Source organism: Marinobacter sp. UBA2498, assembly GCF_002341575.1.
In the GTDB taxonomy this organism is placed as follows: domain Bacteria; phylum Pseudomonadota; class Gammaproteobacteria; order Pseudomonadales; family Oleiphilaceae; genus Marinobacter; species Marinobacter manganoxydans.
In genome coordinates this window covers 5,422-11,904 of the sequence record NZ_DDOI01000016.1, presented here as the reverse complement: position 1 = coordinate 11,904, position 6,483 = coordinate 5,422, and the positions used below count along the sequence as shown (strand labels likewise).

The window sequence follows — 6,483 nt, the reverse complement described above, 5'->3', positions numbered from 1 at the left end:
GACTTTGAGCATCTGTATCGCCGTCACCTCGTCAACCTCTATGAAATGATCGGCTACCCGGCGCCGCCATCCGTGTTTCAGAAGCTCAGCCAGGGCAGCGGGGAACCAGCTCGCGGCGGCACCATGCGGCCGGGCCATGAGGCGGACCATCCTGCATGACTTCAGCGAACGACAAGGATCTGTTCAGTGCCCGAAGGGCCGGTGTGCTGCTTCACCCGACCTGCCTGCCCGGAAGCCTCGGTGTTCTGGGCGCCGGCGCCCGCCGGTTCGTCGATTTTCTGGCCGACAGTGGCATCACCATCTGGCAGACACTGCCTATTGGACCAACCCACCAGGATCTTTCACCGTACCAGTCCCTGAGTGCCCACGCGGGCAACCAGGATTTTATTGACCTCGCTGAACTGCTGCAGACCGGACTGCTGGCCGATGCTGAACTGGCCCAGCCCATCGCCGAATCCCGCCAGCAGCTGCTGGCCATCGCCGCCCAACGGTTTTACGAGGGCCATGCCACAGGCCGGAAGGGCCTTGATCTGGCCGGATTTGAAGCTTTCCGGGCAAGAAATGATTACTGGCTGGATGATTTCTGTCTGTTCTGCGCAATCCGGGAGGTTCAGGAGTCGCCAGGCTGGCTCCAGTGGCCAGAGCACTTGAGGGATCGGGAGCCGGCTGCCTTGCAGGCCTTTGTCGACCAGAACCAGGCCAGACTGGCTCGCATCAGGTTTGAGCAGTTCCTGTTCAACCACCAGTGGCAGGCACTCAGGGACTATGCACGAAGCCGCAATGTTTTGCTGTTTGGTGATATCCCCATATTTGTCGCTCAAGACAGCGCCGATGTCTGGGCCAACCGACAGTTCTTCAAACTGGACGCCCGGGGCGAACCTACTGTGGTTGCCGGTGTGCCGCCGGACTATTTTTCCGAGGAAGGTCAGCACTGGGGTAATCCACTCTACAACTGGCAGGTCATGGCGGAAGATGGCTACCAGTGGTGGCTTCAACGGCTCGAAAGCCAGCGCCATCTGTTCGATCTGATCCGGATAGACCATTTTCGGGGGCTTCAGGCCTATTGGGAGATCCCGGCTGAAGCTCCTCAACCACGAAACGGCTATTGGGTTCCCGGCCCCTCTGACCATTTTCTACAGGCCTGCTTCGACCGCTTCCCGGATTTACCCCTGGTGGCCGAAAATCTCGGCATCATCAGCGACGATGTGGAAGAACTTCGTCATCGCTTCCGACTGCCAGGGATGACGGTGATGCAGTTTGGCTTCGACGGCAGCCCAAACAATCCGCATCTGCTTCACAACCACCAGCCCCGGGATCTTGTCTACACCGGCACCCACGATAACGACACAACACTGGGGTGGTACCGCAGCCTGGATGACCGTACCCGGCACTATGTGAACGATTATCTGGCCACCAGTGGTGATGGGATGCCATGGCCGGTAATTGAAGCGGCGTTCCGTTCGGTCTGCTCATTGGCCGTGGTGCCTATGCAGGATTTCCTCGGTCTTGGAACCGAGGCAAGGTTCAATACGCCGGGCACCATTACAAATAACTGGACATGGCAACTGGACTGGAATTTTCCCGAGAAAGACTTGTCGAAAATAATCGCTGAATCGGTAAAACGACATGGGCGCCTTCCTCCGGTCTGAGCATTTTTTGATCAGCATCAAAGAGGCGGGCCCCAACCTTCGATATAACACACAAGCAGTATCAACAATTGGCGTTCAAGATGAGTCACGAGGGGGGAACATGGAACACAGACTCAGTAAACGCGTACAGGGAAAGCTTGGTCTGTTGGTATACAAGCGCGGGATGCCGGTTGCGACCGGTCAGATTCGCGATGCCTCCAAACGTGGTCTGTTCATTGCCACGGACTACACTGACGTTCAGTTAAACCAGACGGTGGAACTGGAGTTCCGTTTTCCGGATACCCAGGAAAAGCGGTTCCGTCGGCTGAAGGCCCATGTTGTGCGGAAGTCAGACCGCGGCCTTGGTGTCGATTTTGAAGGCGTCGAGAACGACAGTTTTACAATTTCTTCACTGATCAACTGGCTTAAAAACCACCACATGCCAGTCAACTATTTTCCTGCCCGCAGGAAACAAGCCTGAAGAACACCCAAGGGAGAGGATCTGTTCATGGAACGACTTAAAGGTAAAGTGGCCGTGATCACCGGTGGCTCCGTTGGCATCGGAGCCGCAACAGCGCTCCGAATGGCAGAGGAGGGCGCTGCTGTCGCCATTCTCGACTGCCAGGATTCCGAGGGAGAGGCCCTGGCTAAACAACTTGAAGGCCGCGGTCTGAAGGCGGGTTACTGGCACTGTGACGTAAGCAAGGAACAAGAGGTCAAACAGGTTCTGGACGCCGTTGCCAATACCTTCGGTAGCCCGACTGTACTGGTGAACAACGCCGGCATTGCCGGGGCGAACAAGCCGACCCATGAACTCACGGAAGAAGAGTGGGACCATGTTCAGGATGTGAACGTCAAGGGCGTGTTTTTCTGCACCAAGCACGCCATTCCCCACATGAAATAAGCGGGCGTTGGCAGCATTATCAACCTGTCATCCATTTATGGGCTGGTGAGTGCGCCGGATATTCCGCCTTATCATGCCTCCAAGGGCGCCGTGCGTTTGATGTCCAAAACCGACGCCCTGTTGTATGCCACTGAAAACATTCGCTGCAATTCCATTCACCCCGGGTTTATATGGACCCCGCTGGTTGAGGCCCACCTCAAAACGACCGGACAGGACCCGGAGGAAGCTAAAAAGGCCACGGCGGCAATGCATCCTGTCGGTCACATGGGCGAGCCGGATGATATTGCCTGGGGCGCTGTCTATCTCGCCTCCGACGAATCCAAGTTTGTGACCGGGAGTGAACTGGTGATTGATGGCGGTTATACCGCTCGATGATGTCCCGACCAACCTGAGCGGAGTTCAAATTTGACCCTGGCAGCCTATACACCGCGGCCCTTGCCGGAATCCCTGAACGGATTGTTCCAGTTGGCGCTGGACCTTCGGTGGACCTGGCATCACGGTACCGATGAGCTCTGGCGCGCTCTTGATTCGGACATCTGGGACACCACGCGGAACGCGTGGCTGGTTTTGAACAGCGTGTCCGGGGAGCGGCTGGAAGAACTGGCCGCAGACCCCGACTTTCAGCAACGCTACCGTGAGCAGATTCATGCTCACCAGGCTTTTACAGAGGCTGACACCTGGTATTCGACCGATTGTCCGGGCGATCTGGGCGAGGGCGTTGCCTATTTCTGCATGGAATATGGTCTGAGCGAATCGCTGCCGCTATACAGCGGTGGTCTGGGCGTCCTGGCCGGCGATTTTCTGAAGGCGTCCAGCGATCTGGGTGCACCAGTCATGGCGGTAGGTCTGCTGTACCAGCAGGGCTACTTTCGCCAGGCCATCAGCACCGATGGCGAACAGCTGGAGTTCTACCCATACAACGACCCCACCATGCTGCCCGTCTCGCCCCTGCGGGACGCTGACGACCAGTGGGTGAGGGTGATTGTGCCTTTCCCGGGACGACACGTGCGCCTTCGGGCCTGGAAAGCCCAGGTGGGCCGATGCGAGCTTTTGCTGCTCGATAGCAATGACCCCCGAAACGAACCGGGCGACCGCGGTATTACCAGCGAACTCTATACCGGTGACCCGGAAAAGCGCCTGCAGCAGGAAATGGTATTGGGCATCGGTGGCTGGCGCCTGCTGGAACAACTTGGGAAATCGCCGTCACTCTGCCATCTGAATGAGGGCCACTGTGCCCTGGCGCTCATAGAGAGGGCCTTCAGCTGGCAGGACGACCATGAAAGTGATTTCCAGACAGCTCGAACCGCAACCAGGGCGACCAATCTGTTTACCACGCACACCTCGGTGGCGTCCGGCTTTGATCATTTCTCCCGATCGCTATTGCGACTGTATCTGACACCCTGGCTCGAAGGCCGCGACCTGAATGTCGATCAATTGCTGGCATTGGGAAGCCAGCCCTCAAACGCAGACAATCAGTCGACTGACCTTAAACTCAATATGGCCTTGCTGGCCCTCAATATGTGTGGTCGGTTCAACGGTGTCAGCCGCATCCACCAGAAGGTCACCCAGACCATTTTCCAACCTTTCTTCCCGCGCTGGCCAGCCGAAGACATTCCGGCGGACTACGTGACCAATGGCATCCACACGCCGAGCTGGGATTCTCCGGAATCCGACGCCATCTGGACCCGGGCCTGTGGCAAGGATCGCTGGCGCAGGCCTCTCCAGAGCACCTGCCCGATGACAAACATCGCCGACGAAGAATTATGGGAAATGAGGCGCCTGGAGCGCGCAAGGCTGATTACCTACCTCCGGCGAAGGCTTGCAAGCCAGCATTGCGAACAAAACCCCGGAAACAACCATGAAGCCGCGTGTGGCCTTTTGTTGGACCATGAAACCCTCACGTTGGGCTTTGCCCGCCGGTTTACGGAATACAAGCGACCAGATCTCCTGCTCAAGGATCAGGAGCGCCTGCTCAAACTGCTTGCCAGCCGCGATCGCCCGATTCAGATTGTGCTTGCAGGCAAGGCCCACCCCTACGATCTCCCGGGGAAAGACATCATCCGGCGATGGAAAGCCTTCTCCCGGCGACCGGATGTCGAGGGCAAGGTGGTGTTTATTGAAGACTACGATCTGGGCGTGGCCAACCAGCTTATCCAGGGCGTGGATGTGTGGCTCAATTGTCCGAGACACCCTTGGGAAGCCTGCGGCACCAGTGGCATGAAGGTACTCGTGAACGGGGGACTGAACCTGTCACAGTACGATGGCTGGTGGGCGGAGGCCTGGAACCCGGATGTGGGCTGGGCTATTCGACCTGGCGCTACGTTTGACGAGCTAAGCGGGTCAAACAATCACGACCACGATCTCTCAGACATGGAACAGCTGTTTGATCTGTTGGAGAACGAGGTAATTCCCGGGTTCTATGACGTCGACAGCGAAGGTATTCCCCGGAACTGGGTTGGACGTATGCGCGCAAGCATGGATCAACTGACGGCGGCCTATTCTGCCAACCGGATGGTGCGGGAATACGTAGAGCAGTTCTATCTCCCCATGGCAGAAATGGGGAGCCGGCGCAGCTCCGAGACTGCAAGGGAGTTAATTGGTGAATACGGAGAAATCTCCAGGCACTGGTCCCGGTTGCGTTTCAACAGCTTCAATACAAGCGAAGATTCGGGTAGCCAGACTTTCACCGTGGAAGTCTATCTGGATGGAATTGACGAGCAGCGGATTGCAGTAGAGCTTGTTGCAGAGGATTCCGAGCATGGCCCAAGAACCATTACGGCCATGCAGATGAAACATCCGCTGGGTGGTTCCCCTCATACCTATCTTTATGAATGCACAGTGCCTCCACGCCCCGAAGGACACTACACGCCGCGCCTGCGAGTGCGGGATGAACGCCTGAACCTTCCCCTGGAAAACCCCGCCATACTCTGGCTCAGGTAGGCCTCAGCTGCGCCAGAATGCCGGCGATAGAACGATCACCACGCTCAGTATCTCCAGACGCCCCATCAGCATACCCACAGACAGTACCCATTTTGCCGCATCGGGAAGCGGCCCGAAATTACCCGCAGGGCCGATTATGTCCCCAAGGCCGGGGCCGACATTGGTCAGCGAGGTGAGGGCGCCGGACAGTGCCGTGACAAAGTCCAGCTGCATGGCGGCCAGGGCAACCGTGATCAGCAAAAGACAGAGCAGGAAGATAAACGTGTAGGCGATCATCGACGAGATAATCTCATCACTCACGGCCCGGCCATTGTAATTACGGGTAAGAACCGCACGAGGGTGCAGCAGGCGCATCAACTGCTCACGCAGGATGATCAGGGAAAGCTGGAACCGGAAGATTTTCATGCCGCCGGCCGTGGAACCAGAGCAGCCGCCCACGAACATCAGGAAAAAGAACAGCACGAACGCCAGAGGGCCCCAGGCCGAATAATCTTCGGAGGCATAGCCGGTGGTGGTTACCACAGAAGTGACGTTAAACAGGGTAGAGGCATAGTTATGGATGGGATCGAAGGGGACCGGTGACACCATCCAGCGGTAAAGAGTTAGAAGCAGCGGTACGAAAAACAGGATAGCGAGAAACAATCGCACCTGCTGATCCCGGAAAAGAACGCCGTGTTGGCCATGCATTTCACGCACGAAAAGGAAGAAGGGCAAGCTGCCGATAATCATGAAAAATGTGGCTTCCATGAGGATCAGATCATTGAACTTGCCCATGGACAGATCCGAGGTGGAAAAGCCACCGGTGGCGATGCTGGTAAGACCATGGTTGAAGGCATCGAAGAGCGTCATGCCAGAAAACCAGTAGGTAACCACCGCAATGATCGAAAACGCCAGATAAACCACCAGCAAGCCACGGCTGAGTGTTTTCATCCTTGGCAGAGCCTTGTCGGTCCATTCCGAAGACTCGGTGGCGAACAGCCGCATGCCGCCGACCCGCAGAAACGGGAGTAC

Annotated in this window: 4 protein-coding genes and 1 pseudogene; 4 read left to right on the top strand and 1 reads right to left on the bottom strand. The window is 57.1% G+C overall.

Going from position 1 to position 6,483, the window contains the following annotated elements:
• The first annotated feature begins 155 nt into the window (after positions 1–155).
• The 4 genes and pseudogenes from malQ to glgP all read left to right on the top strand — a co-directional run bounded on the left by malQ (position 156) and on the right by glgP (position 5,472).
• Positions 156–1,649, top strand: a complete 1,494-nt coding sequence (gene malQ / locus B2W52_RS01735; RefSeq protein ID WP_108018595.1) for a 4-alpha-glucanotransferase — start codon at positions 156–158, stop codon at positions 1,647–1,649.
• A 100-nt stretch (positions 1,650–1,749) separates the two neighbouring features.
• Positions 1,750–2,109: a PilZ domain-containing protein gene (locus tag B2W52_RS01730; RefSeq protein ID WP_049784470.1), complete on the top strand. Its 360-nt coding sequence runs from the start codon at positions 1,750–1,752 to the stop codon at positions 2,107–2,109.
• 27 nt (positions 2,110–2,136) lie between these two features.
• A pseudogene (locus B2W52_RS01725) lies at positions 2,137–2,907 on the top strand (SDR family NAD(P)-dependent oxidoreductase).
• A gap of 30 nt (positions 2,908–2,937) precedes the next feature.
• On the top strand, positions 2,938–5,472 hold the full coding sequence (gene glgP / locus B2W52_RS01720; RefSeq protein ID WP_273083814.1) for an alpha-glucan family phosphorylase: 2,535 nt from the start codon (positions 2,938–2,940) through the stop codon (positions 5,470–5,472).
• 3 nt (positions 5,473–5,475) lie between these two features.
• On the opposite strand, the gene B2W52_RS01715 is transcribed toward glgP, so the two are convergent.
• The coding region (locus B2W52_RS01715; protein ID WP_286801063.1) for a TrkH family potassium uptake protein at positions 5,476–6,483 on the bottom strand (1,008 nt) is incomplete at its 5' end.